This window comes from Ralstonia sp. 22086 (assembly GCF_052045975.1).
Classification (GTDB): Bacteria; Pseudomonadota; Gammaproteobacteria; order Burkholderiales; family Burkholderiaceae; genus Ralstonia; species Ralstonia wenshanensis.
This window is the reverse complement of the sequence record NZ_JBQEPZ010000002.1, coordinates 21,120-45,754: the sequence shown is the minus strand read 5'-3', so window position 1 is coordinate 45,754 and position 24,635 is coordinate 21,120. Positions and strand designations below refer to the sequence as shown.

At 63.2% G+C, this 24,635-nt stretch carries 23 protein-coding genes; 7 read left to right on the top strand and 16 right to left on the bottom strand.

What is annotated here, in order from left to right; translation table 11 throughout:
• Window positions 1-211: 211 nt before the first annotated feature.
• Complete coding sequence (locus ACTJK6_RS09360; RefSeq protein WP_232039370.1) at window positions 212-631, bottom strand: F0F1 ATP synthase subunit epsilon; 420 nt, start codon at window positions 629-631, stop codon at window positions 212-214.
• A gap of 239 nt (window positions 632-870) precedes the next feature.
• Between ACTJK6_RS09360 and ACTJK6_RS09355 the strand changes: the two genes are divergently transcribed.
• Entirely contained in the window at window positions 871-1,806 is a 936-nt protein-coding gene (locus tag ACTJK6_RS09355) for a LysR substrate-binding domain-containing protein (RefSeq protein WP_440838821.1), read from the top strand.
• 45 nt (window positions 1,807-1,851) lie between these two features.
• On the top strand, window positions 1,852-2,535 hold the full coding sequence (locus tag ACTJK6_RS09350) for an HAD family hydrolase (RefSeq protein ID WP_440476443.1): 684 nt from the start codon (window positions 1,852-1,854) through the stop codon (window positions 2,533-2,535).
• Between the two features lie 60 nt (window positions 2,536-2,595).
• On the opposite strand, the gene ACTJK6_RS09345 is transcribed toward ACTJK6_RS09350, so the two are convergent.
• The 6 genes from ACTJK6_RS09345 to ACTJK6_RS09320 form a co-directional block, all read right to left on the bottom strand.
• On the bottom strand, window positions 2,596-3,825 hold the full coding sequence (locus ACTJK6_RS09345) for a TIGR03364 family FAD-dependent oxidoreductase (RefSeq protein ID WP_440838820.1): 1,230 nt from the start codon (window positions 3,823-3,825) through the stop codon (window positions 2,596-2,598).
• A gap of 3 nt (window positions 3,826-3,828) precedes the next feature.
• Window positions 3,829-4,854 carry a putative 2-aminoethylphosphonate ABC transporter substrate-binding protein gene (locus ACTJK6_RS09340; RefSeq protein WP_232039366.1) on the bottom strand — a complete coding sequence of 342 codons (1,026 nt, stop codon included), beginning with the start codon at window positions 4,852-4,854 and terminating at the stop codon, window positions 3,829-3,831.
• 55 nt (window positions 4,855-4,909) lie between these two features.
• Entirely contained in the window at window positions 4,910-5,788 is an 879-nt protein-coding gene (phnX, locus tag ACTJK6_RS09335; protein WP_232039365.1) for a phosphonoacetaldehyde hydrolase, read from the bottom strand.
• A gap of 51 nt (window positions 5,789-5,839) precedes the next feature.
• Window positions 5,840-7,603: a putative 2-aminoethylphosphonate ABC transporter permease subunit gene (locus tag ACTJK6_RS09330; protein ID WP_440838819.1), complete on the bottom strand. Its 1,764-nt coding sequence runs from the start codon at window positions 7,601-7,603 to the stop codon at window positions 5,840-5,842.
• Window positions 7,604-7,610: 7 nt separating this feature from the next.
• The gene (locus ACTJK6_RS09325) at window positions 7,611-8,753 is read right to left on the bottom strand and encodes a putative 2-aminoethylphosphonate ABC transporter ATP-binding protein (RefSeq protein ID WP_440838818.1); all 1,143 of its coding nucleotides are present in this window, start codon (window positions 8,751-8,753) and stop codon (window positions 7,611-7,613) included.
• Between the two features lie 77 nt (window positions 8,754-8,830).
• Window positions 8,831-9,697, bottom strand: coding sequence for a LysR family transcriptional regulator (locus tag ACTJK6_RS09320; protein ID WP_322018276.1), 867 nt, complete (start codon window positions 9,695-9,697; stop codon window positions 8,831-8,833).
• A gap of 324 nt (window positions 9,698-10,021) precedes the next feature.
• Here ACTJK6_RS09320 and ACTJK6_RS09315 point away from each other — a divergent pair, with 324 nt between their 5' ends.
• A complete protein-coding gene (locus ACTJK6_RS09315; protein ID WP_414562369.1) occupies window positions 10,022-11,725 on the top strand; it encodes a M30 family zinc metallopeptidase in 1,704 nt (567 codons plus the stop codon).
• A gap of 154 nt (window positions 11,726-11,879) precedes the next feature.
• Here the strand turns inward: ACTJK6_RS09315 and acnB are convergent, their stop codons facing one another.
• Window positions 11,880-14,465: a bifunctional aconitate hydratase 2/2-methylisocitrate dehydratase gene (gene acnB / locus ACTJK6_RS09310; protein ID WP_260804306.1), complete on the bottom strand. Its 2,586-nt coding sequence runs from the start codon at window positions 14,463-14,465 to the stop codon at window positions 11,880-11,882.
• A 216-nt stretch (window positions 14,466-14,681) separates the two neighbouring features.
• Here acnB and ACTJK6_RS09305 point away from each other — a divergent pair, with 216 nt between their 5' ends.
• The gene (locus tag ACTJK6_RS09305; RefSeq protein WP_440838817.1) at window positions 14,682-15,179 is read left to right on the top strand and encodes a hypothetical protein; all 498 of its coding nucleotides are present in this window, start codon (window positions 14,682-14,684) and stop codon (window positions 15,177-15,179) included.
• 152 nt (window positions 15,180-15,331) lie between these two features.
• On the opposite strand, the gene ACTJK6_RS09300 is transcribed toward ACTJK6_RS09305, so the two are convergent.
• The gene (locus ACTJK6_RS09300; protein WP_440839299.1) at window positions 15,332-16,288 is read right to left on the bottom strand and encodes a LysR family transcriptional regulator; all 957 of its coding nucleotides are present in this window, start codon (window positions 16,286-16,288) and stop codon (window positions 15,332-15,334) included.
• Between the two features lie 132 nt (window positions 16,289-16,420).
• On the opposite strand from ACTJK6_RS09300, the gene ACTJK6_RS09295 reads away from it, so the two are divergent.
• Window positions 16,421-17,134, top strand: a complete 714-nt coding sequence (locus tag ACTJK6_RS09295) for an SDR family NAD(P)-dependent oxidoreductase (protein ID WP_440838816.1) — start codon at window positions 16,421-16,423, stop codon at window positions 17,132-17,134.
• Between the two features lie 66 nt (window positions 17,135-17,200).
• Here the strand turns inward: ACTJK6_RS09295 and ACTJK6_RS09290 are convergent, their stop codons facing one another.
• The 3 genes from ACTJK6_RS09290 to ACTJK6_RS09280 form a co-directional block, all read right to left on the bottom strand.
• The gene (locus ACTJK6_RS09290) at window positions 17,201-17,527 is read right to left on the bottom strand and encodes an EthD family reductase (protein ID WP_440077147.1); all 327 of its coding nucleotides are present in this window, start codon (window positions 17,525-17,527) and stop codon (window positions 17,201-17,203) included.
• A 267-nt stretch (window positions 17,528-17,794) separates the two neighbouring features.
• On the bottom strand, window positions 17,795-18,307 hold the full coding sequence (locus ACTJK6_RS09285) for a lipocalin-like domain-containing protein (protein ID WP_440838815.1): 513 nt from the start codon (window positions 18,305-18,307) through the stop codon (window positions 17,795-17,797).
• Between the two features lie 210 nt (window positions 18,308-18,517).
• Window positions 18,518-18,910: a cupin domain-containing protein gene (locus ACTJK6_RS09280; RefSeq protein ID WP_260804311.1), complete on the bottom strand. Its 393-nt coding sequence runs from the start codon at window positions 18,908-18,910 to the stop codon at window positions 18,518-18,520.
• A gap of 3 nt (window positions 18,911-18,913) precedes the next feature.
• Here ACTJK6_RS09280 and ACTJK6_RS09275 point away from each other — a divergent pair, with 3 nt between their 5' ends.
• Entirely contained in the window at window positions 18,914-20,638 is a 1,725-nt protein-coding gene (locus tag ACTJK6_RS09275) for a winged helix-turn-helix domain-containing protein (RefSeq protein ID WP_440838814.1), read from the top strand.
• Window positions 20,639-20,683: 45 nt separating this feature from the next.
• On the opposite strand, the gene soxR is transcribed toward ACTJK6_RS09275, so the two are convergent.
• A complete protein-coding gene (gene soxR, locus ACTJK6_RS09270; protein ID WP_232039353.1) occupies window positions 20,684-21,163 on the bottom strand; it encodes a redox-sensitive transcriptional activator SoxR in 480 nt (159 codons plus the stop codon).
• 83 nt (window positions 21,164-21,246) lie between these two features.
• On the opposite strand from soxR, the gene ACTJK6_RS09265 reads away from it, so the two are divergent.
• Complete coding sequence (locus ACTJK6_RS09265) at window positions 21,247-21,594, top strand: antibiotic biosynthesis monooxygenase family protein (RefSeq protein WP_440838813.1); 348 nt, start codon at window positions 21,247-21,249, stop codon at window positions 21,592-21,594.
• A gap of 56 nt (window positions 21,595-21,650) precedes the next feature.
• Here ACTJK6_RS09265 and ACTJK6_RS09260 read toward each other — a convergent pair whose 3' ends face one another.
• The 3 genes from ACTJK6_RS09260 to ACTJK6_RS09250 form a co-directional block, all read right to left on the bottom strand.
• Window positions 21,651-23,219 (bottom strand): methyl-accepting chemotaxis protein, encoded by a 1,569-nt coding sequence (locus ACTJK6_RS09260; protein WP_440838812.1) that lies wholly within the window; start codon window positions 23,217-23,219, stop codon window positions 21,651-21,653.
• Window positions 23,220-23,404: 185 nt separating this feature from the next.
• Window positions 23,405-24,283, bottom strand: coding sequence for a lysophospholipid acyltransferase family protein (locus ACTJK6_RS09255; RefSeq protein ID WP_440838811.1), 879 nt, complete (start codon window positions 24,281-24,283; stop codon window positions 23,405-23,407).
• A gap of 96 nt (window positions 24,284-24,379) precedes the next feature.
• The gene (locus ACTJK6_RS09250; RefSeq protein ID WP_232039349.1) at window positions 24,380-24,592 is read right to left on the bottom strand and encodes a hypothetical protein; all 213 of its coding nucleotides are present in this window, start codon (window positions 24,590-24,592) and stop codon (window positions 24,380-24,382) included.
• Window positions 24,593-24,635: the final 43 nt, after the last annotated feature.

The following is a 24,635-nucleotide window of genomic DNA, read 5'->3' as shown; positions in this document are numbered from 1 at the left end:
CAAGCGCAAACGCACGGGCCATTACAACAAGGGGCGACATCAGCAGAACCGGCAGAACCGATCACGTCTGTGGGGCGACGTTCAGCGGGAATTCGATAGTTCTGCTTTAAAACGGAGAACCGGCGCGGTTCTTTACCCCTCCCCTGCTGGGGCGACACATTACCGCCGTTATGGTGTGAGGCCAGCGGGGGCCATTTGTGACGGAAGAGGCTCAGCGGCGGCGCTTGCGCAAACGTTCGATGGCGGCCAGTTGTGCCACGGCTTCAGCCAACTCAGCCTGCGCGCGCGCGTAGTCGAACTTGCTCTTGCTGTTCTGCATCAGCTCCTCAGCCGCCTTGCGGGCCTGCTGCGCCTTTGCCTCATCCAGATCGTGTGCGCGCACGGCGGTGTCTGCCAGCACAATGACCTGCTCGGGCTGGACGTCGACAAAGCCGCCCGCCACAAACAGAATCACCTCTTCACCGTTCTCCTGTGTGACGCGGAGACTGCCCGGGCGCATGCGCGTCAGCAGACGTTCATGGCCAGGCAGGATGCCCAGTTCACCCTCGGTGCCGGGGATGACCACAAACTTGGCGTTGCCTTCGTACAGCCGCTCTTCTGCCGTGACGACATCGACCTTCAGCACCGGCATGGTGTCTCCTCTGTTGCGCGCATAGGTTCATACGGTAGCACGATGTGCGCCCGGCGCCCTCTTCGCAATGCCCTGCCACTTTGAAATCGACGCATACCACGTTGACACGCGCGTGGCAGTTGCCGGCCGCCAGCGTCTGCGGCCTTGGCTGACCGTAAGGTTTCACGGTATGTAGCGTCACAAACGCTGCCTAGACTGTGCACCTGACGATCAAAAAGACATATCAGGGAAACACAACCATGCTGGGCGATCTACTGATGTCGTTCTTCGAGGTGGCGCGCCAGGGCAGCGTTACCTCCGCTGCCAAGCACCTGCGCCTGTCGCAGCCGACCGTGACCGGACGCATCCGCCAGCTGGAAGAGATGTACGGCGTGGAGTTGTTCCACCGCCGCGGCAGCCGGCTGGACCTGTCCGACCTTGGTGTGAGCCTTATGCCCATCGTCGAGCGCCTGGCGCAGCAGGAAGGTGACGTCGATTTTCTCCTGCGCAATGCCGGCGATCTGCGCACCGGCAACCTGCGCGTGGGCGCTACGGGCCCGTACTACATCCTGCCCAGCGTGGCGGCGTTTCGCGCGCGGCATCCGACCATTGAGATCACCATCGAATTCGGCAACTCGCAGCAGATGCTCGAAGCGCTGTCGGAGGTGCGTATCGACCTGGCGGTTTCGTCTCACGCGGTGGATGACGAACGCCTGCATCGCATCACGCTGGCCGAAGACACGATGGTGCTGGTGGTGCCGCTGGACCACGCGCTTGCACGGCGCCCGAACATTACGTTGGATGACATTGCCGGCTGCCAACTGCTGATGCGCGAGCCCGGCTCCGTCACCCGCCGCGTCACCGAAGACGCGTTCGCCAAGGCTGGCATCGAGCCCGCCAACACGAGCATCATCGGCAGTCGCGAAGCCATTTACGAGGCGATCAGCCTGAGGCTGGGCTGCAGCATCGTGCCCGCGCGTGAAGCGCCGCGCCGGCCCGACGTGCGCGTGCTGCCGTTTGCCGGCAACGCGCCGGTCATCCACGAATACCTGTACTTCCTGAAGGAGCGCAAGGACGCGCGGCTGGTGCGCGCGTTCCTTGACTGCGTGGACCCGCGGCTTGCACAGGCACCCAATAAAAAGGCCGATGCGTTCATCGCCAAAGTTATGGCGATGGACACAGCCGCGACGCGCTAGGGCCGTAACCTCGCGGTTTTTCAACCGCCCCCGCCCGCCTGCTGTATGCAATCGCTTGCCCTGTTCGACCTGGACCACACCCTGCTGCCCATTGACAGCGAATACGAATGGGGCCGCTTCCTGGTCGCCCAGGGTGCCGTGGATCGAAGCGTCTTCGAGCAAGCCAACGAATGCTGGATGCGGGAATACCGTGACGGCACGCTCGACTTTGCGCGACACGCGCGCTTCTCGCTCGGCCTGCTGGCCCAGCACCCGCGCACGCGGCTCGACGCTTGGCGTGCCACGTTCCTGCGCGACATCATCACACCGGCCATGCTGCCGCGTGCGCGGCAACTGGTCGACTCGCACCTGCGCGCCGGCGACCTTTGCTGCATCGTGACCGCCACGCACCGCTACCTGACCGAGCCGATTGCCGCGGCGTTCAACGTGCCGCATCTGCTGGCGGTGGAGGGCGAGACGGTCAACGGCCGCAGCGATGGTGCCTTCACGGGCAATCCGCTCGGCACGGCCACGTTCGGCGCGGGCAAGATCGTCCGCGTGACGGAGTGGCTCGCGCAGCGCGGCCAGCGCATGACGGACTTCTCGCGCACCGTGTTCTACAGCGATTCACGCAACGACCTGCCGCTGCTCGAAGCGGTTTCACACCCGGTGGCCGTGAGCCCCGACAGCACCTTGCGTGCCGTGGCCGAATCGCGCGGCTGGCCGATCGTCGAACTCTTTGCTGCCTGAAAACAAGAACGCCCGCGCGGCGTGAACCGTGCGGGCGTCTTGTCGGTGAGCGACGCTCCGTCAGGCAGCCACAGTTGCGGGCGCTGCGGGCGAACCTGCGGGTGGCGTCCATTGCGGCAATTCGGTGCCGTCGACGAGTGCATCCATATGCCGATGCGCCAGCGCCGGTCCCACGCTCATGCCGATGCCGCTGTGCATCAGCGCGACGGTGGTGCGATCGTCGACGCAGGTGATGGAGAACGCGCCGCTGCCGGGTACATGGCACTTGGCGCCATATACGCCCTGCCAACGCTCCACCACGCGCAGCTTGCTGCCAAACGTGTCACGCGCGAGGTCGAGCATGATGTTGTCGACCGACTCGGCATTGAACGGGCGGGCGTCCTGGCCGTAGTCGTGCGAATCACCAATGATCCAGTCGCCATAGGGCGTTGGACTGACCAGCAGGTGAATGCCGTGACGCGCCAGCTCGGGGCGCTGATGTTCAATCTGCATGGCCAGCGCACGGGCGGTTGGCAAATCAGCAAATGCCCCGTAGTGCGTGCATGACAGCCCGGTTAGCACGGCGTGCTCCAGGCGGAAGCCGTCTTCGGGCGTGACGCGCAGCATCTGCAAGCGGCACACCTGCGGTTGCAGCGCGCGAAGGTGGTCAGCGCACAACGTCTGGTAATCATGGCCGCTGCAGACAATCACACGCTGGGCGTTGCACACGCCGGCGGTGGTCTCCAGCCGGCCGCCTTCCACATGGCGCACCAGCGTACCGAAATGGAAGCGCACGCCTTGCGTGGCAAGCCAAGACGCCAGCGCCGGAATGGCTTCGCGCGAATAGAGCTGCAGGTCATCGAAGCCCTGAAGCGCTGCGCGGTGGCGCATGAAGCGGCCATCGTAGAGGTTTGCCAGGTCTGCGCTGCGCAACAGCTTGACGTTGTAGCCGAAGGCCGTTGCGCGCGTCGCCATGAACTCGTCCAGCACGGCCTCTTCTGAGACATTGCGGGCAAACAGCAGCGCACCGTTGGCGCGCGCAAAGATGCCTGCCTTGTCGGCCCAGTCGAGATACAGCGCGCGGCTTTCACGCGCGAGGTCCAGCATGATGCCGGGCGGCTGGCCAGTCACCAGCATCTGACCGAAATTGCGAATAGACGCGCCGACGGCAATATCACTGCGCTCGAACACCGTCACGCGCAGGCCGCGTTTGACGGCAGCGGCTGCATGCGCCAAGCCCAGAATGCCAGCCCCGACAATGGCGACGTCGGTGCTGGCATCCAGGCCCCCAAGAGTCACGGGAGCTTGCATCGCTTACTTCTTCTCCGACTTGCCGTCGTAGCGCTTCGTCCACTCGGCCAGGATGCGGTCGCGGTTGGCGCTGGCCCACGTGAAGTCGTTCTTGATCAGACGCTTTTCGTAGTCAGCCGGCAGCAGCGGATCCGGCTTGGAGAAGCCCGGCGTGGCGACCACGGCAAAGTTCTTCTCGTACAGCGCCATTGCAGCCGGGCTTGCCGAAAAGTCAGCCAGCTTCTTGGCGGCGTCCAGGTTCTTGGTGCCCTTCATGATGCCGGTGGCTTCCACGTCCCAGCCCAGGCCTTCGGACGGCAGCACGATGTCGATGGGTGCACCTTCCTTCTTCGATTTCACGGCACGGTATTCAAACGCGATACCGATCGGGAATTCACCCGAGGCCGCCATCTTGCAAGGCTTGGAGCCCGAGTGCGTGTACTGGCCGATGTTCTGATGCAGCGCGTCCATGTAGGCCCAGCCCTTTTGCTCACCCAGCATCTGCAGCCATGCGCTGACGTCGAGGTAACCCGTGCCGGACGAGGCCGGGTTCGGCATGACGATCTTGCCGGCGTACACGGGCTTGGTGAGGTCTGCCCAGGAAGTCGGCTTCGGCAGGTGCTGCTTTTCTGCTTCGACGGTGTTGAAGCAGATGGCGGCGCCCCAGGCATCCATGCCAACCCATGCCGGCGGGTTCGCCTTGTCGCGGTACGTCGCACCGATCTTCGCCAGATCGGCCGGCGCGTACGGCGTCAGCATGCCTTCCTTGTCCAGGATGGCCAGGCTCGATGCGGCAAGGCCCCACACCACGTCAGCGCGCGGGTTGTTCTTCTCGGCCAGCAGCTTGGCGGTGACAACGCCAGTGGAGTCGCGCACCCACTTGATCTCGATGTCCGGATTGGCCTTCTCGAAAGCCTCCTGGTACGCCTTCACTTGGTCAGCTTCCAGTGCCGTGTACACGGTCAACGTGGTCTTGGCGAATGCCGACGTGGCAAACGCCATCGTTGCCGACGTGATTGCGACAGCCAGCAGGGAAAGACGTGCGGTCATGGTTTCCTCGGTATGGTGTGATGCAGCGGAAAAGACAACGAACAGGACTACAAACTCAAATGCACTGCGGGCGATCACCGCGCGCGAGGCGGCGGTTGATGTCGGCCACGACTTCAGGCAGATCGGCAATCGTGTCGATCTCGTAATGCGGACGGCAGGCGGAAAAACCGGCCGAGATGGCGACCCGATGGCGCGCACGCTCGTCCGCAGACAGCGCGGCGTACTGTTCGTACGGCAGGCCGAGCGCGTTGCCCGACATCAGCAGCGCAACGGTCCACATGCCGGCCCGGCGGCCCTCTTCGATGCCGGGCACGGTGTCGTCGACCTTCACGCAGGCGGCTACGTCACCAATCGCAAGATCGACCACGCAACGCAGGGCCTGCGCAGGCCACGGGCGGGCGCGGGGCACTTCATCGCAAGCGACCACGCAGTCGGGCATGTAGCCGGCACTGGCAGCCAAGTCGACTACACGGTCCATCACCACGCGCGGGTAACCCGAGCACGTGCCGATCTTCAAACCGGCTTCGCGCAGCGCGGCGACGGTGTCCAGCGCGCCCGGAATCAGGGCGGAATGCGCGCCGACCTTTTCGATCTGCAGCGGCATGAAGCGGTTGTAGATGGCGGTGACATCGTCATCGGTGGGCATGCGGCCGTGTGCGAGCGAGAAGCGCGCGGCAATCGCGCCGTCGTTGCACAGCGTGCGGATGTGGTCCCACTTGCCCAGGCCCATGGGGCCACGTGCTTCGTCCAGCGTGATGGCCACGCCAAACTCGGCAAACGCTTCGACGAAGATCTGCGTCGGGGCAAACGAGCCGAAATCGACCACGGTGCCAGCCCAGTCCAGGACCGCGGCCTCGAGCCGCAACGGCGTGTTGCCAGGGTTGAGGCGGTCTGCGCCCGCCTGGCGCGCCGAGATCGGGGAGGAGTCACCCATGTTCTTGCTTCCTTTCTGCTTGTTGCGGTTCTGCTATGACGGACTACGAATTCAATGCGCCGCCGTGCGCCAGGCCTGCGTGCGGCGCACGATGCCGCGCATGGCCAGCTCCAGCAGCAGCGATACGACGATCGACGTGACAAGAATGAGCGTGGACATGGCCGCGGCGGGGCCGATGTCGCCGGCGTCGTCCATGTTCAACACGGCCACGGACGCGAGCACGGTGTCCGGGCTGTAAAGGAAGATCACGGCCGACACGGTGGTCATGGCCGACACGAACAGATAGCGCGCGCACGACAGGACGGCAGGCAGACACATCGGCAGCGTCACGCGCCAGTACGTGCGCAGCGCCGACACCTTGAGCGAGGCCGACACCGCCTCGAACACCGGATCGAGCTGCCCCAGCGACGCTACGGATGTCAGGTGCGCCGCCGTGGCGCAATGCATGATCGTGCAGAGCACCATCAGCGCCATGCCGCCATACAGGCCGTTGAGCGGATTGGCCGGATGGTTGAAGAAGAACACGTAGCCTAGACCCAGCACGAGGCCGGGCACCGCCATCGGCAACAGCACCGCAAAGCGGATGGCCGAATGCAGCCACGATTGCAGCCACCCTGCGGCGCGCGTTTTTTCGACCAGCCAGGCGCCGGTGAATATCAGTGCGGTACCGAACACGGTTGTGAGCGCGGCCAGCTTCAGGCTGTTGCGATACGCAAGCCAGCCGCCGCCGTCCATGTTGTCGAAGTCGTAGTTGCGCAGCGACAGCTCGAGGTTGTACGGCCAGAGCTTGACCAGCGACGCGCCAATGGCGGTGGCCAGCATCAGCAGAATCCCGCCGACCACCAGCACGCTCAGCAGCAGGAAGAGCCCGTCACGCACGCGATCCGGCTGCGGGTGATATGGCTGTGCACGGCTGGCCAGCGCGGCGTGCTGGCGACGCTGCACGAAGCGCTCTACCGCAAAGGTCAGCAGCGCAGGCAGTAGCAGCATCAAGCCGATGACGGCGCCGCGCGCAAACTGCTGCTGGCCGACCACCGCCTTGTAGGCCTCCACGGCCAGCACCTGGTAGCTGCCGCCCACCACGGTCGGCACGCCAAAGTCGGTCGCGACCAGCGTGAAGACCAGCGCGAAGGCGCCAAACAAGCCGTAGCGCGCGCCGGGCAGCGTGACCGTGCGGAACGTGCGCCACGGGCTTGCGCCCATGGCACGTGCGGCGTCATACAGCCGGCCGTCCGCCAGTGTGAGGGTCGCCAGCAGCAGCATCAGTGCATACGGAAACGTGTAGAACACCTCACCCAGCACGATGCCCCAGAAGCCATAGATGTTGCTGCCGTTCATCCATGCCTTGAACAGGCCCTGGTTGCCGAACAGGTAGACCAGCGCAATGCCCGGCAGCAGCGACGGTGCAAACAGCGGCAGCATCGCCAGCGTACGCATCGTGCCGCGCAACGGCATGCGGGTGCGTTGCACCGCGTAAGCCAGGGCAAACGCCAGCGGCACCACAATGGCGGCCACGGCGCCGGACACGGCCAGCGTACGGCCAACCATGTCGAGAAAATTCGGCGCCCGCACCACGTGGGCAACCAGCGTCAGGCCGTGCTCGTCTGTGCTGCGCACACTGGCGACCAGCCCCGTGGCCTGCAACAACATCATCGCTGTCGGCAACAGCAAGCCGATGGTGAGCAACAGCAGCCAGCCAAGCTTCATGCCGGTCAGCACGGGCGTATCGGTACGCCAGAAAGGACGGCTCGCAGAGCGAACCGGGTCGGATTGCGTGGCTGCAACCACGTTGGCCTCGGGGGGCAGCATCGACATGGCGGCCTCAGGCATACACGCGCAGGCCGTCGCGCTCCAGCGCGATCCAAAGCTTGCTGTCAGCCAGGTCATTGCGGCCGGCTTGCAGGGCGTTCGATGCCACTTCGGCCACCAGCGGTGCATCGGCCAGGCCATCGATCGACAGCGTCACGCGCGTGCGGCTGCCCAGGTAGATCTGGTCGACCACGCGGGCGAGATGGCGGTTGGGAGCGTCGTCGTCGGGGTGCAGCGTGACGGCCTCGGGGCGGCAGAACAGGCGGCCTTGCATCGATCCGCCATCGGCGAAAGCCGGATCGAGTAGCAACGGTTGGCCGGCCAGCGTGGGCGTGCCGTCCTCCGCGCGTTCGAGCGGCAGCCAGTTGGCCTGGCCGACAAACCCGGCGACAAAGCCGGTGGCCGGGCGCGAATAAATCTCCGCCGGCGAGCCCGTCTGCTCAATGCGGCCGTTGGACATCACCGCGATGCGATCGGCCATTGCCATGGCCTCGTCCTGGTCATGCGTAACCATCAGCGTGGTGACGTTCAGCTTGCGCTGCAGGCGGCGCAGCTCGATGCGCAGGTGTTCGCGCACCTGGGCGTCCAACGCCGACATCGGCTCATCCAGCAGCAACAGCGATGGCGCGGGCGCCAGCGCGCGGGCCAGTGCCACACGCTGCTGCTGGCCGCCCGACAGCTGCGACGGGTATTTCGCCTCGCTGCCGGCCAGGCCGACCAGGGCGAGCATCTCCGAGACACGCGCCTGCATGCGCGCACGGTTGCCGTTGCTGCTGTCCAGCCCGTAACCGACGTTCTGCGCAACCGTCAGGTTGGGGAACAGCGCGTACGACTGGAAGACGATGCCGTAGTCACGCTCGCGCGGGGGCAGGCTGGAAATATCGCGGCCACCGGCGACGATCTGGCCGCCGTCGTGCGCCTCCAGCCCGGCAATGATGCGCAGCAGGGTCGTCTTGCCGCAGCCCGACGGGCCCAGCAGGCAGACAAATTCGCCCTGCGCCACATCCAGCGACACACCATCGAGCGCCGTGAACGCGCCAAAGCGGCGCGAGACTTGCCGCACGGACAGGAACGGCGCGGCGGAACCCGAGGTTGGGTTGGTAACAGGCTGAGATAGGGGCACGGGGGCGCAGACAGTGGCAAAAACGGTCGCCACTGTAGCCAGCCGACATGTACCCCTTGTGGCAGTTACCCCAAAAACGCCAATGCGCGCATTTCCGGATTTTGGTTTGTCTATGACGAGACCGGCCGGACTTCGCTCAGGAAGGCGGCAATCAATCGCGCATCCCGCCGATCCTGCAGGCAATACAGGTATTCGCTCAGTTCCGGCGCCCCGCCTTCGAACGGCAGCACGCGCAGATCGGCATGGCTCGGTACTTCCTGGCGGGCGATGACGCTCACGCCCAGGTTGCGCGTGATGGCCTCCCGGATGGATTCCCGGCTGCCGATCTCCACCGTAGAGGCCGGCGTCACACCTGCCTGGGCCATCATCGTTTCGGTCATGGCGCGCGTGGTCGACCCGACTTCGCGCACCAGCAGCCGGCATTGCGACAGCACGCTCACAGGCACGCTCGTCCGGTCGGCGAGCGCGTGGCTGCGATGCACCACCAGCACGAGCGGATCGCGGGCCAGTTCAATGCGCAGAAAGCGCGCGTCGTCCACCCGCTGCGACGACGAGGCCACGTCCACCCGGTACTCCTGCAGCGCCTCGAGCATCTGCACCGAATTGCCGGCTTCGATGCTGACATCGATGCCAGGGTGGCTCTTGCAGAAGCGGTCCACGATGTCGAGCACGTAATACGGCGCCGTCGCGCCGATGCGCAGGTGGCCCGATCCCATGTCGCCGGAGTTGCGCAGGAAGAAATCGATCTCGGTTTCCTGGCGCACGAGCTGGTCTACCAGCGGCATCAGCCGTACGCCGGCATCAGACAGACTCAGCCGGCGACCGCCCCGGTAGAACAGCTCGACGCCGTAGGCCTCTTCCAGGGCGCGGATCTGCGAAGTCACGGTCGGCTGCGACAGGCCAAGCTGCTTGGCGGCCAGCGTGATGCTGCCCAGGCGGGCGACCATGAAGAACGATTTGAGCTGCGCAACGAGCATCGGCGGGTGACGTATTGAGCGCGTTTGCGGCGCTGTGAATGAGCGGGCGGCCCATTCTAGCGGACGGCACCGTCGCCAAAGTGGCGCCGAGCTCCCTCCTCCGTTTTCTGCATCTACATCCCGCGGCTACGACTTTTTCAACCTTTTCGACAACGCAAACTTTGCGCACCCCCACATCGGGGGGAATTGGCGCCTGTGAGGGCGTCATTTCCACGGATCGAATCCGCCACTTCACCTTGAGAATCCGTCCGCATGTTGCGCTTGAGGCAGTCACGAGCCGCCCCTGTGCAGGCATTTGTTATGTGCGGAATTGGAGAGAAGTGGATGGAACGCAGCAGCAACAACGTGCGCGGCACGAAGCAATGGACCATCGCGATGATGGTGGCCGCGGCAGGTACTCTGGCCGCCTGTGGTGGCGGCGGTGGCGGTGGCGGCTCGGGGGCCACCCCGGCGTCCACACAAGGCTCGTCAGCCAATATCACCGTGGCGGCGGCGTGCAGCGGGTCGAACTGCGGCGCACTGGGCAATACTTACGCCGGCTCCGGCGTGGGCGTGTGGCAAGCCACCAATACGGGCGGAGCAGCCGGCTCGGTGCCAGTGTCGATCGCGGGGCTCACCGGTCAGAGCGTGACGCTCGTCTACACCAACCAGAGTGCGGCGGCTCAGCCGATGCCGTCCATCTCGCTGACAGGGCTGGGGCTGCTGAACGCCACGGGCACGCCAGTCCCGAAGACTGCCGCCGACGTGGCGGGCAATGACGCCAACGCCGCGTTCGACCGCCAGCTTTCCGATTTCAACATGCATGCGCTGGACGGATACGCCACCGGTGGCGGCCCGCTCAAAACGCAAGGTGCCTCCAACGATACGGTCCTGCGTCCGCAGTCGGTGGCCAGCGTCGGCACGCAGCGTACGTGGAACCACCAGCAGCCGGACGGCACCGCCACCGTGCGCACGGCCACGCTGCGCCAGCAAACCACAGCCACGGATGGTCGCGTCATCAACCTGTGGGTGGAAAACACCGAGTACGGTACGAGCAAGATCAGCGACGGCATCATCAATACGCTCATCACCAAGTTTGCTTCGGGCACGCAGTCGGTCTACACGCTGGCCACTTCGCTGGTCGGCCAGCCGTGGGGCAGCTATTCCAGCTCCGCCAGCCTGATCGATCCGAACCAGGCGCTCGATATCGTGGTGCTGAACATCCAGCCCGACGGCCAGGCCTATGGCCGCGTCGGCTATTTCTGGGCGCGCAACAACTTCACCACCAGCTCGCAGCCGCTGTCGAACCAGTCGCTGTCGCTGTATGTGGATTCGGAAACCATCTACCTGGGCGGCACAGACGGGCTGAACACCGTCATCTCGACACTCGGCCATGAGTTCACCCACATGGCCAACTTCTATCAGCGCGGCGTGCTGCACGGCTCGCAGTACATGTACGGCACGTGGCTGGAAGAAATGACGGCGATGACGATGGAAGACGTGCTCTCCAGCCAGATCGACCCCACCTTCAACAACGTGCGCGACAGCCGCTTCCCAGCCTGGCTGCAAAGCGCGTACGACTGCTCGCTGACGGCGTTTGATCCGTCGCTGTCTTCGTCGTGCCCGGGGTATCCGATTTCGGGCAGCCTGGGCGGCTTCTTGCTGCGCCAGTACGGCATTGCGTACTACACGAATCTGCTGCAGAACTTCTCGTCGACGGATTCGGCTGCGGTACTGAACAGCGCAATCCAGGCCGGTGGTGGTGCAGGCCTGGGCGATGCAACGGGTCGCTGGGGCACGGCGGTCGCTCTACTGCCGGTGCCGGGCAGCCCGTCGGGCTTTGCGTATCCGGCTCGCTCGGACAGCGGCTTTTCGATCCCGGCGCTGAACGGCCCGAACTACAGCAGCCAGCGCACCATGCCGACGTCCGTACCGGCCACGCTGCAAGGCTTCGGCCAGTTCCCGGTCGCGCGCGGCACAAAGGCTGGCACGTACAGCGAGACGATCACGGTGCCGGCGTATTCAACGGTGTCGATCATCATCCACTGACAGCGCGCGGCTGAGGGAGCCTGCTCCCTTTGAGTTTCGGCCAGCTGCGCAATCCAGTGAAGGGTCAAAAAAAATGGCGCCGTGGGCATTCAACCCCCGGCGCCTTTTTTACGTCACCGCGTCAGGAACGACCCGACGCGGCTGCGACTACGCATTACATCTGCACGGTGTCGGCCACTTCCTTGAAGTCTTCGATCTGGTCGAAGTTCATGTACTTGTAGATCTTGTCGCCGTTCGCGTTAAGCACACCCATGTCGGCCATGTACTCTTCCTTGGTCGGAATCTTGCCCAGACGCGAGCAGATTGCCGCCAGTTCCGCCGAACCCAGATACACATTCGTGTTCTTGCCCAGACGGTTCGGGAAGTTGCGGGTCGACGTCGACATAACCGTCGCACCTTCGCGCACCTGTGCCTGGTTGCCCATGCACAGCGAGCAGCCCGGCATTTCGGTGCGGGCGCCGGCCGTGCCGAACACGCCGTAGTGGCCTTCTTCGGTCAGCTGCTTCTGGTCCATCTTGGTCGGCGGCGCAACCCACAGCTTGACCGGGATGTCGCGCTTGCCTTCCAGCAGCTTCGACGCCGCACGGAAGTGGCCGATGTTGGTCATGCACGAGCCGATGAACACTTCGTCGATCGTCGCGCCGGCCACGTCGGACAGCGTCTTCACGTCGTCCGGATCGTTCGGGCAGGCCACGATCGGCTCGTGGATGTCAGCCAGGTCGATCTCGATGACGGCGGCGTACTCGGCGTCAGCATCCGGCTGCAGCAGTTGCGGATCGGCCAGCCATGCTTCCATTGCCTTGATTCGGCGTTGCAGGCTTCGCGGGTCTTGATAGCCCTGCGCGATCATCCACTTGAGCAGCGTGATGTTGCTGTTCAGGTATTCGATGATCGGTTCCTTGTTCAGGTGCACCGTGCAACCGGCGGCCGAACGCTCAGCAGAGGCGTCCGACAGCTCGAACGCTTGCTCGACCTTCAGGTCAGGCAGGCCTTCGATTTCGAGGATGCGGCCCGAGAAGATGTTCTTCTTGCCTTGCTTGGCGACCGTCAGCATGCCCTGCTTGATCGCGTACAGCGGAATCGCGTTGACGAGGTCACGCAGCGTGACGCCCGGCTGCATCTTGCCCTTGAAGCGGACCAGCACCGATTCCGGCATGTCCAGCGGCATCGTGCCGGTGGCAGCCGCGAAGGCGACCAGGCCCGAGCCTGCCGGGAAGCTGATACCGATCGGGAAGCGCGTGTGCGAGTCGCCGCCGGTGCCGACGGTGTCGGGCAGCAGCATGCGGTTCAGCCACGAGTGGATCACGCCATCGCCCGGGCGCAGCGCGATACCGCCACGCGTGCTGATGAAGTTGGGCAGCGTCTGATGCGTCTTCACGTCCACCGGCTTCGGATACGCAGCGGTGTGGCAGAACGACTGCATCACGAGGTCGGCCGAGAAGCCCAGGCACGCCAGGTCCTTCAGTTCGTCGCGGGTCATCGGGCCGGTGGTGTCTTGCGAGCCGACCGAGGTCATCTTCGGTTCGCAGTACGTGCCCGGACGGATGCCCTGGCCTTCCGGCAGGCCGCACGCGCGACCGACCATCTTCTGCGCGAGCGAGAAGCCCTTGCCGCTGTCGGCCGGCTGATGCGGCAGGCGGAACAGCGTCGACGGTGCGAGGCCCAGCGCTTCACGCGCCTTGGCGGTCAGGCCGCGGCCGATGATCAGCGGAATGCGGCCGCCGGCACGCACTTCGTCGAACAGCACGTCCGACTTGACCTGGAATTCGGCGATCACCTTGCCGTCCTTCAGCGCCTTGCCTTCGTACGGGCGCAGTTCGACCACGTCGCCCATGTTCATTTGCGACACGTCGAGTTCGATCGGCAGCGCGCCGGCATCTTCCATCGTGTTGTAGAAGATCGGGGCGATCTTGCCGCCGAGGCACACGCCGCCGAAGCGCTTGTTGGGGACGAACGGGATGTCTTCGCCCGTGAACCACAGCACCGAGTTGGTAGCCGACTTGCGCGAGGAGCCGGTGCCGACCACGTCGCCGACGTAGGCGACCAGGTGACCCTTTTCCTTCAGCGATTCGATGAACTTGACCGGACCGCGCTTGCCGTCTTCTTCCGGCGTGATGCCGGGGCGCGCGTTCTTCAGCATCGCCAGCGCGTGCATCGGGATGTCCGGGCGGGTGGTGGCGTCCGGTGCCGGCGACAGGTCGTCGGTGTTGGTTTCGCCCGTGACCTTGAACACGGTGATGGTCAGGCTTTCCGGCACTTCCGGACGGCTCGTGAACCATTCGGCGTCGGCCCAGCTCTGCAGCACGGCCTTCGCATGCGCGTTGCCCTTGTCGGCGAGTTCCTTCACGTCATGGAACTGGTCGAACATCAGCAGGGTTTTCTTCAGTGCGTCGGCAGCGACGGCGGCGACGGCGTCGTCGGACAGCAGCTCGATCAGCGGCTGGATGTTGTAGCCGCCCAGCATCGTGCCGAGCAGTTCGGTCGCGCGGGCACGCGAAATCAGCGGGCAAGCGGTTTCACCCTTCGCCACGGCGGCCAGGAAGCCGGCCTTCACACGGGCGGCTTCGTCCACGCCAGCGGGCACGCGATGGGTAATCAGGTCGAGCAGCGTCTGCTCTTCACCGGCGGGCGGGTTGGTCAGCAGCTCGACCAGTTCGGCGGTCTGCTGAGCCGTCAGCGGCAGGGGAGGAATACCGAGCGCGGCGCGGGCGGCCACGTGAGCGCGAAAGTTTTCAAGCATGGGAGACCTGCTGAGATGACGTTACAGGGGAATCTTTTCGGGCACCCCGAGGCTGGTCCGGGCGCCGCTTGGGCGCGATTCTAATCGCAATACCCCACCCGGTCAAATGTCTTATATCTTATATAAGAGTCAAGCAAATAATCCGCGGCCTTCCGCGCACTGAAGCCTCTTCGGTCTTCCTCAAGTTCCAGGCGGACATGCCGAAGAAACATTCCGATGTATAGCGGCAAGCACATCACCGGCTTGCCGACATTCAAACAAGAAGAATCAGCCATGCGAGTCGATCCCTCACTCACGCCCAACGCCGTGCCGCCTGCGGCGAGCCGCCCATCCAGCGCCTCAGCAGCGAATGAAGCTGCGGCTCCATCCACCTCGAAAGGCAACGACATCCGTTCGAACACGGACCAAGCGCAATCATCGACTGGCTTGAATCCATCATCGAGCGACGCGGGCACGTCCAGCGACAGCCCTGTGGTCAAACAGTTGAAAGCACAGATCAATGCGCTGCGGCAGCGGCTTTCAGCATTGCAAAGCCAGATGGAAGCCGAATCGAAACAAGCCACTGTCGATAAGGAAGCGGCTGCGCGGCTTCAGGCGCTGTCGACGGAGGCAAGCTCGGTCTCTGCGGCACTTGAAACTGCAATCGGCCAACTTGCACAGGCCCAGCAAGCGGAAGGCAAGCGTTCGGGAAGCCTGTTCTCCACGACTGCCTGAAAAGGCGGCAATACACCTCGAGCGCCAGCGACGCGCCCTGCCCCCCCCTATCCCGCCGTGGCGCGAAGTTTGGGCGATGCATGGCGGGACGTCCGCCTATCTTGGGTACCGGCCACCCAGCGCTCCCACGCTCTCTGTCCAGCGATAACGGCCTACCTGCCTTCGGCGCGTATCTCGAGCGGATTCTGCGGATATGCCGCACGGCACAGCTCTAGAACTTCAGTGCGAAACCATTGATGCGCCGGATCGTGATCAAGGCGCGGATGCCAGATCTCTGAAATGGTGAAAGCGGGTATGGCCAGCGGCAGTTCGAAATACTGCAACCCATTGGCCGCCGTGAAATCCGTTACAAAGGCATTCCCCAGGCAGGAACGTGGAACGGCGGCGAACAAGTCCGAATGGCGCACCAGTTGCATCGCGCTCATATAAGTCGGCACCACGATTGCCACCTTCCGCCGAAGGTTTGGCGGCTCCAATGACACGTCGATCGCATTTTCCGCTTGGCCTGTCCGCGAAACCATGACGTGGCCACATGCTGCCCATTGTTCCAGGCTGATGGGCGCAGCGCCGAGCTGAGGATGGCCCGCGCGACACACGCCCACATAGCGATCGCGGAAAAGCGGCCGCGTACGGACCTCAGGGGCAGCCGTCCGGACAATACCGATCTCCAGATCAATCGCACCGTCCCGCAACGGCTGCGCGTTCCAGTCCGGCTTGGGCGTGAAGCGGACCTGCACGCCGGGCGCGGCGCGTTGGAGGCGATCCATCAACGCCGCGCCAAGCAGATCGACGAAGCCCTCACCCGCGCGCACCGTGAAGCATTGCGCAAGGGTGGTCACGTCGAACCGATGTTCAGCACGACTGAGCGCCGCCTCTGCTTCACGGGCCAGTGCAGGAATACGCTGGCTCAGTTGCTCGGCATAAGGTGTCAGCACCAGCGCGCGGCCAGCCTGCAACAGCAAGGGATCGCCCGTCGCGACGCGCAAGCGCGAAAGCGTGCGGCTCATGGCCGAGACGCTGAGATTCAGACGCCGGGCCGCACCGGTAACACTACGCTCGCTGAGCAATGCATCCAGTGCGGGCAGGAGGTTGAGATCAACGCGTGACATGCGGCCAGAATAATCGAAAACGCATCGAACCATGGCGTCCGGTGCAATCGTGGATTGCCAGCCAGGCGTCTGGTGCAAGACGCGAGTTCTGTCGACAATGCATTGCATCACCTGCGCACAACGGAGAACGCCTTGTCCGACGCTCCCATCCACACGCCTACCGTTTTGCTGATCGGCGCCTCACGGGGTCTTGGCTACGCCATGGCCGCCGAATTCCTGAAAAACGGATGGAATGTCGTGGGCACGGTCCGCGCCGGCAGCAGCCGAACGCTCTTGCATGATCTCGCCACTGCGCATCCGGACCGGGTCGCGATCGAAACGCTGGATATCACGCGGCCCGAGCAGATCCAGGCCTTGCGTGAGCGCCTGTCCGGCCGGATGTTCGACGTTCTGTTCGTCAACGCGGGGACAACCAACCCGGATCCGACGCAGACCATCGGCGAGGTCTCCACGGAGGATTTCGTGGCGCTGATGATCACCAATGCGCTCAGCCCGATGCGCGTGGTCGAACGCATGGCCGATCTTGTTCCGCCGGCCGGCCTGATCGGGATCATGTCGTCGGGGCAAGGCAGTATTGCCGACAACGAATCCGGCCAGCGCGAACTCTATCGCGGCAGCAAGGCGGCGCTGAACCAGTTCATGCGCAGCTTCGCAGCGCGCCAGGCGCACACGCCCTTGGCCATGCTGCTGATCGCCCCCGGTTGGGTACGCACCGACCTCGGCGGCCCCGAGGGCCGATTGTCAATCGAGGAAAGCGTTCCGGGCGTCGTGAACGTGATTCTGAACAAACTGGGGCGGCCCGGCCTCGAATATCTCGACTATCGCGGCAGGACTGTCCGCTGGTAATTGGGATGGACTGCTTTGGAGAAAACGGCTTTCCACGTGCTTGCCGCACGATGCCAGAGGATGCGCTCAACGATCCGACCGCTCGACCACGACCTCGCTGACCTGAACCACCGGTGCGATTTCGGTGTAGTTGGCAATGTCACCCATGATCTCGGCGCCGTGCTCTTGCATGGCAGCCTGGAAGCCTTCGGCCGAATCGCAGATCAACGCGCACATCGCCACGAAGGCAGGCGGTGTACCGGGCGCTCCACCGGCCAAGCCTTTTTCGACGGTGTAGTAGGCGCAGGCACTGCCCAACCTCGCCTTCACCATCGGCATGTGCCGGTCGCGGTAATAGGCGTGGTCGAAGCGCGCGCCTTCGGTGTACGGGTACATCACGGTGACCTTGATCATGCGGTTCTCCTTGCCATCATTGGCGTCGTCCCCGAGCGATTCTCGAGACTGCTGGCGATCATACCGTCTTGAGCTCGACGGGGCTGGGGACGTCCGTTCGGGCCAAATCGGAAAGCCCGCTACACCGGCATGCTCATCGTCCTGAAGGTCGACGATGCCAATGAGCCAGTTGTGGCTTGGGCGATCAAGCTGCGCAAGTCAACAGACCATTTGCGCCGCGCGCATTCCTTGAAGCCCGGGTAAGCACTCAAGCGCTACGCGCCAGCGTCATCTGGCTCGCTTCAACACAATTTCTCCAGAGCCCCCTCCCGAGGCGGCAGGCGTGGTCCATCGCAATTCATCTCCCGAGAGGACGAACGGCCTGCGCTGCTCTACCCCGTTCCAGTTCGGAAATGTGCTCGTCTCAATGCGGAAGGTGATGGTTCTGTCCGCTTGATTTACGACGTAGCTGCCAAAGTGCGCAATCGAACCTTGCGCTACCGCGCGATACTCGTCCGCACTGCCCTTCATGCGGTCGTTGGCGACGTACTTTGGCAGGTCGGCCCGTGAGTTCACCAGCGCGTAGTGACCGTGGCCGTCAAAGATGACGAGGCCCTGCGGATGCGGCCCATACATGGGCGCGCGACTGCCATCTGGGCGAACAGTATCGACCGAGACATACGTCCAGGCGCCGGCCAGTTGCTCATCAAGCGGCTTTTCACCCAATGCGACGCAGGATTGGAGCACTAGTCCCGTAAGCACGAACGTTGAAACCGTGATGAAGGTGTACAAGCGTTTCATTGGGCCCTCCGCTCGAGCAATGCCGACCGTAACACCCAATATAGGCCGCAAGCCGGAAAAGACGACCGCGAGCCGGCCCTTTTCACGCTCCCTCGGCCCGCCGGAGGAACTGCCATAAGCGGTACGCTGCGCTACTCACGCCAGGGCAAACAGACGCTGTAAGCATCTGCCTCCTGGCGTTCCCGCGCCTGTCGATACTCACGACGACATCTACGTACCGAGCGACGATAACTGGTCCGTGTCGTACCGGGCGCGAAGCTCGGCAATCCTTGCAGAGTCCGCTCCATTACCCCCCGCCACGATGTCGGCAATCTCCTCGAAATAGCGCTCGTGCCCGGGCGGCGACACGGTGAGCAGAACGCGCACCGGCTTGCCGGAAGTATTGCCGATGTTGTGCGGGACGCCGGGCGGCAGGAAGAGGTAGGCACCCGGCGTCGCGCGCACTCGCTGGTCGCCAACTTGCCAGTCGCACTCGCCCTCCAAGACATAGTAGGTTTCCTCCTGCACGCGATGCACGTGCATCCCGGTGGAAAAGCCGACCGGGATCGTCCATTCGAACATCGACGTGTAGCGGGTACTCTCTGCGGTGACGAGGAAGGCCATGGGTTGCCCGGCAAGCCGCACCTGCCTGCCCTCTCCGGGCATTCGGATAATCGCTTCTGCAGTCATGATGAACCTCCACGAGTTCAGGGTATGGAAGAGTGTCTTGACTCTGCATCTGTGCCGCCGAAAGGTCGTGAATCTCATCCGAATTTATTGCAAAATTTTGCCGAAGCTACGGACACCGTCACCATGTCAGGCACTTACAAGTTTGAGCAGTTCGCGCTCGATGCCGAGGCAGGAATCCTGTTTCGCGGTGGCGAGCCAACGCTTCTCGGCCGGCGCGCGGTTGCCTTGCTGCACCTGTTGCTTGAGCATGCCCCTGCGCCTGTGAGCAAGGATGCGCTGATTGAAGCGGCGTGGCCAAAGCTGGTGGTCGAGGAGAGCAACCTCACGGTGCAGATCGCAGCGCTGCGCCGCGTGCTCGCTCAAGACAACGGCGCAGGCTGGATCGAGACGTTGCCCCGCCATGGCTATCGCTATGTTGGGCCGCCTGCTACGCGTGCTCAGCAAGGGGCGGGCTATACGGCGCAGTGGTCCGCCGGACAGATGCTGGAAAAGCCATCGATCGCGGTACTGCCATTCGAGAACACAGGTGATGCCGAATGGTTTGCCGATGGGGTGGTCGACGACATCATCACCGGCCTATCGCGCATCAAGTGGCTGTTCGTGATCGCACGCAGCTCCAGCTTCATCTACCGAGATCGCTCCATCGACGTGAAGCAGGTTCGCCGCGATCTTGGCGTGCGTTACGTGCTCGAAGGCAGCGTGCGCAGAAGCGAAGACCACGTGCGGATTCACGCACAGCTTGTCGATGCGGAAAGCGGTGTGCATGTCTGGGCAGATCGATACGATCGCAAGCTCGGTGATGTGTTCGCCTTGCAGGACGAGATCGCGTTGGCGGTGGTCGGTGCGATCGAGCCGAGCTTGCGTCGTGCCGAGGTGGAGCGGATCCGTCGCAAACGGCCCGATAGCCTTGATGCCTACGAGCTCGTGTTACGCGCCCAACCCGACGTTGATTCCGGTATGCCCGACCGCGCGGCAAACGCCCTGCCGCTGCTGCACCGCGCAATGGCGCTGGACCCCACGTACGCGCTTGCGTACGCGCTTGCAGCAATGTGCTATCACAACCGCTTTCTTCGAGCTGGCCTGCAGGAAGCGGACCGCGCCGCATCGATACACCACGCACGCCTTGCGATGGAGCACGGCCGCGACGATGCGTTATCGCTGACTTTCGCCGGCTTCTCGCTCGGCATGGATGCACACGATCGCGCTGCGGCTTTTGCGGCGCTGGAGGCTGCGCTATCGCTCAGCCCTTCGACCGCACTGGCCCACATCTTCGGCAGCGTCCTCTACAGCTGGGCAGCCGTTGCAGATCGGTCAATCGAATGGGGCGAGCGCGCCTTGCGCCTCAGCCCATTCGACTCTTGGGCATTTGCTGCATTCGGTTCGCAGGCACTAGGGCACTTTCTTCAGGACGAGTTGCCAGCAGCAGCAAAAGCGGCCTATCTGGCGGTGCAATCAAACCCGGGCCACAGCATCAACTACGTCATCCTGATTGGGCCATTGGTTGGCCTCAATCGGCTGGACGAAGCTCGAACCGCCGCAGCACGCGTGCTTGAATTGCACCCGACTTTCCGCTTCGAGCGACAGTTCAGCGGAGTCGACTGCGCGCCCGCGCTCGCCTCGAAACTGGGCCATGCGTTGAACTTGGCCGGATTGCCTGCATAGCTGCAAGAGCGCAGGTCTGCAGAGCACCGCCGCGACTTACCGTCATTACGATTTCGGAAGTTTGACCATCAGTCGTCGCGGACCAGCCCCCTCCTGGGCTAGCTTGTCCAGCGGATTGCGCAGGCGGCACCGGTCAATCGACAAGCAGCCACAGCCAATGCAATCGTCCAATGTGTCGCGCAGCTTCTTGAGTTGAGCGATGCGCTCATCAAGATCACTGCGCCATGTCGTCGACAATCGCGACCACGCTTCGCGGTCCGGAATGCTGCCCTTGGGCAGTTTGTCCAGCGCAGCCGCTATCTCACCCAAAGAAATTCCGACACGCTGTGCTACACGCACAAACGCTACGCGGCGCAGGACGTCGCGCGAATATCGGCGCTGGTTGCCCGTCGTGCGGTGACTTTCGATGAGTCCTTTGGTCTCGTAGAAATGCAGTGTCGACACGGGTACGCCACTGCGGCGGGATACCTCTCCCACGCTCAACGTGAGCGGAATACCCATTTCTTCCAAAGGAAGTTTTTTCATGCGCGAACCTCTTGACCTCAACCTTACTTGAGATTTTAGAGTACGGCGGTATCTTTTATCCACGCCTAATAACGAGGTTCAGCATGACATCCGCACAAGCTTCCGACGACTCACACATGGCGGTTTTCCGCATCGGCCGCTTCGCCGTGCCTCCCGCCGCGATGCCGGCTTTCATGGAGCGCATCCAGCAAGCGAGGGCCCTGCTCGCGGCCCAACCAGGTTGCCTGAAAAGCTCAGTGCTGACGCACACAGCCGGCGCCACCGAGTTCAACGTGGTGTCCATCGTCGAATGGGCCAGCCTCCAAGCGATGGAGGCCGCGAAATCCGCAATCGAGGCGCAGCAGATTCAGCAGGGGTTCGATCCAGAAACGTTCCGTCGTGACCTCGGCATCAGGGCTGATACGGCTGTGTATTCGGTCGCGCCAAGTTAAGAAACGCGCGGTATTGAGCGCCTGGTCTTGCCATTCACACCGCGCCAACCACAGTCTCAGGCCATTCCGACCGGCGCCGCAATCATCTGCCCACTGCTGTCCAAGCGGAAGAATGCGACTGCATCGCGAAGCTGGCGCCCATGATCCTCCAACGAAGCAGACGCTGACGCGGCCTGCTCCACAAGCGCGGCATTCTGCTGCGTCATCTCATCCATCTGGGCAATCGCAAGGTTGATCTGCTCGATACCTCTGCTCTGTTCAACTGAAGCTTCGGCGATCTCGCTCATGATGCCTGTCACCCGTGCGATAGCCGATGTCACTTCAGACATTGTCGCCCCGGCCTCAGACGCCAATTGGGCACCATCTTCAACCTTGCTGACAGAGGCAGTAATCAAATCTTTGATTTCCTTCGCAGCCGTGGCCGAACGTTGCGCAAGTGCACGAACTTCACCTGCCACCACTGCAAAGCCGCGGCCTTGATCCCCCGCGCGGGCGGCCTCCACGGCGGCATTGAGCGCAAGAATGTTCGTCTGGAATGCAATACCTTCGATGATGCCGGTGATGTCAGCGATCTTGCTTGAACCATCACTGATTTCGGCCATAGTGCTCACGACCTTCCCAACCACGACACTGCCCTTCTGAGCGATGTTGGCAGCGCTGCTCGCCAGCGTGCTTCCCTGCTGGGCGTTGTCGGCGTTCTGCCGGACAGTCGCAGTGAGCTCTTCCATGCTGGAGGCTGTTTCTTCCAGCGAGCCGGCCTGTTCTTCTGTGCGCGTAGATAGATCGAGATTGCCCGCCGCGATTTGGCTGGTTGCAGACGCCATCGTGTCAGCCCCCGTGCGCACATGGCCGACGACGCGCAAGAGGCTTGCGTTCATCTCGCTCAGTGCACGCAAGAGGCGACCGGTTTCATCTTTGCCGTGGGTATTGATCTGCTGCGTCAAATCTCCGCGTGCCACGGCCTCGGTTGCCGAGACGGCAAAGCCGAGCGGCACAGTAATGCTGCGCGTGATGAAGAATGCAAGCATGACTGCGGCTACGATGGCGACAATCGTCACCACGATAATCGTTTGCTCTGCGATTTGCGCAAGATGGGTGACTGTCTCGCCCTGCGCCCGCGTGCGCTCCATACCAATGTTGATGAGCGCGTCGAGCGCTTGGCCAATCGGCTTGTCGGCACCTGCAACGCCTTTGTCTCGGGTTTCAATGGATGCGCCTGATTCGACAAGGGCATCCAGCTTGGCCAAAGAAGCCCGGTAGCCCTTCGTTGCAGTCAGAAGCGTCTCGACGGCGCTTTCTTCGGTGGACGCAAATGCCCCCATGCGAAGTGAAATCTGCGCAGCCTTATCAATATCGTCCAGATTCGCCAAGAACTTGGCACGGTAATCGCCACCTCTCAGGACATAGTCCTTGTAGTTGTGAACAGCATCGCCGAACGTGTCTCTCGCCTGTTGAAGCAAACGCAGTTTCGCTACGGTGATCGACTCATATCCCCTCCACTCGCCAACGATTGCCGAGAGCCTGGCATAGGCGATGCCGCCGAGCAGCGCGGTAAGCAAAGCTGCAATCAGAAACGCAATGGCCAGACGGGCACCGATACGTAGGTCACCAAAACGGGGCAGCATCGTGCTTCTCCTGCTCAGGGCTCAGTCGATGGACGGGGGCAGCGGCCTACCGGCCGTTGTCGACACAACCTTTTTGATTGTGCTTTACGGCCATACGGCAGAGCTGGCACTTTCTGGACTATCCAAAGGAACTAAGCACAGGGTCAAGCGCTTCATGAGAGCGGGCGCGCAGAGGACACATGCGCCTATAGAGTGGCCGTAGGAGCCGATGGCGCACCGGCAGGCACCTTGTATCGGTTGTAGCCCCACAGGTATTGCTGAGGAAAACGCCTGACCATCTCTTCCATTTCTGCATTGATCCATGCGGCCTGCGCTTCGGCGCCATCGGGAAGCGGGCCAGTCAGGCGCTTCACGTGCATCCGCCAGCCGCGCCCGCCGGGCAGGCGCTCGCCGGCGGCAATAATGAGGGCTGCGTTCGTCTGCTTGGCGAGCTTGCCCGGCAGCGTCATGGTGTACGCCGGCCGGCCAAAGAACGGAACCCACACACCGTCGCCCTTTGGGGCTTGATCGGGAAGAAGGCCGACCGCATCTCCCTGGCGCAATGCGCGTACGAACGATCGCACGCCTTCAGATGTTGCCGGCACTGCCTTCAAGTTCGAAGTCTCGCGCACGGCATCCAGCAAGCCGCGCAGCAAGGCTTTGCGATGCGGGCGAAACATGATTGTTAGCGGAATGCGTTGTGCCGCATAGCGTGCGGCCAACTCAAAGCAACCCAGGTGGGGGGTGAGCATGATGAGCCCATTGCGCTCGGCCAATGCCTCCTGGATGACGTTCCAATCCTCGCAAATCACCTGGGCCATGCACGCATCGCTACGAAACCAAACCCTCGGCAATTCGCTCATCATTGCACCGGTTTCTGCTGCTGCCTGCCGCGCAAAGCGGGGCGCATTGAATCCGGCCTGCGCAGCATTGCGCTGGACATGACGGCGATATCCGCCGGGTAAGGCATAGATAAGCCGCCCGCCCGCGCGCCCGATGCCGTGGATGATGCGTAATGGCAGCGAGGAAAACAGCCTCAAGAGAACAGGTAGCGCGCGCTGAGCGAATTGGGATGGGCGATGCACGGTGTTGCACTCCAGGAGTCATTTGGCTGACTTGCTGCCAGGCATTTCTCAGAGCCTCGGCCAGGACGCCGGGGGCTAGCGAACCTATGAAGGCGCTCACGGCTCGAGCGACCAACCCGGGTTGGGCACGCTTTTCCCCTCGCGATACGTCCAGCTCGCCCCGCACGTGCGGCATGTGAACGTGCTCACCGTGACCGCCGCGGTCTTGGACGCCTTGATTCTCTGGGTATCGGTGATTCGTAAGAAGGCATGACCGGACGCACCAAGTCGGTGGACTTCAATCGCAAGGCAAGCGCGGCAGAGTGTCATGCCAATTCCTCTCTTAAATAACGTGGGCGCGATGTAGCGCGAA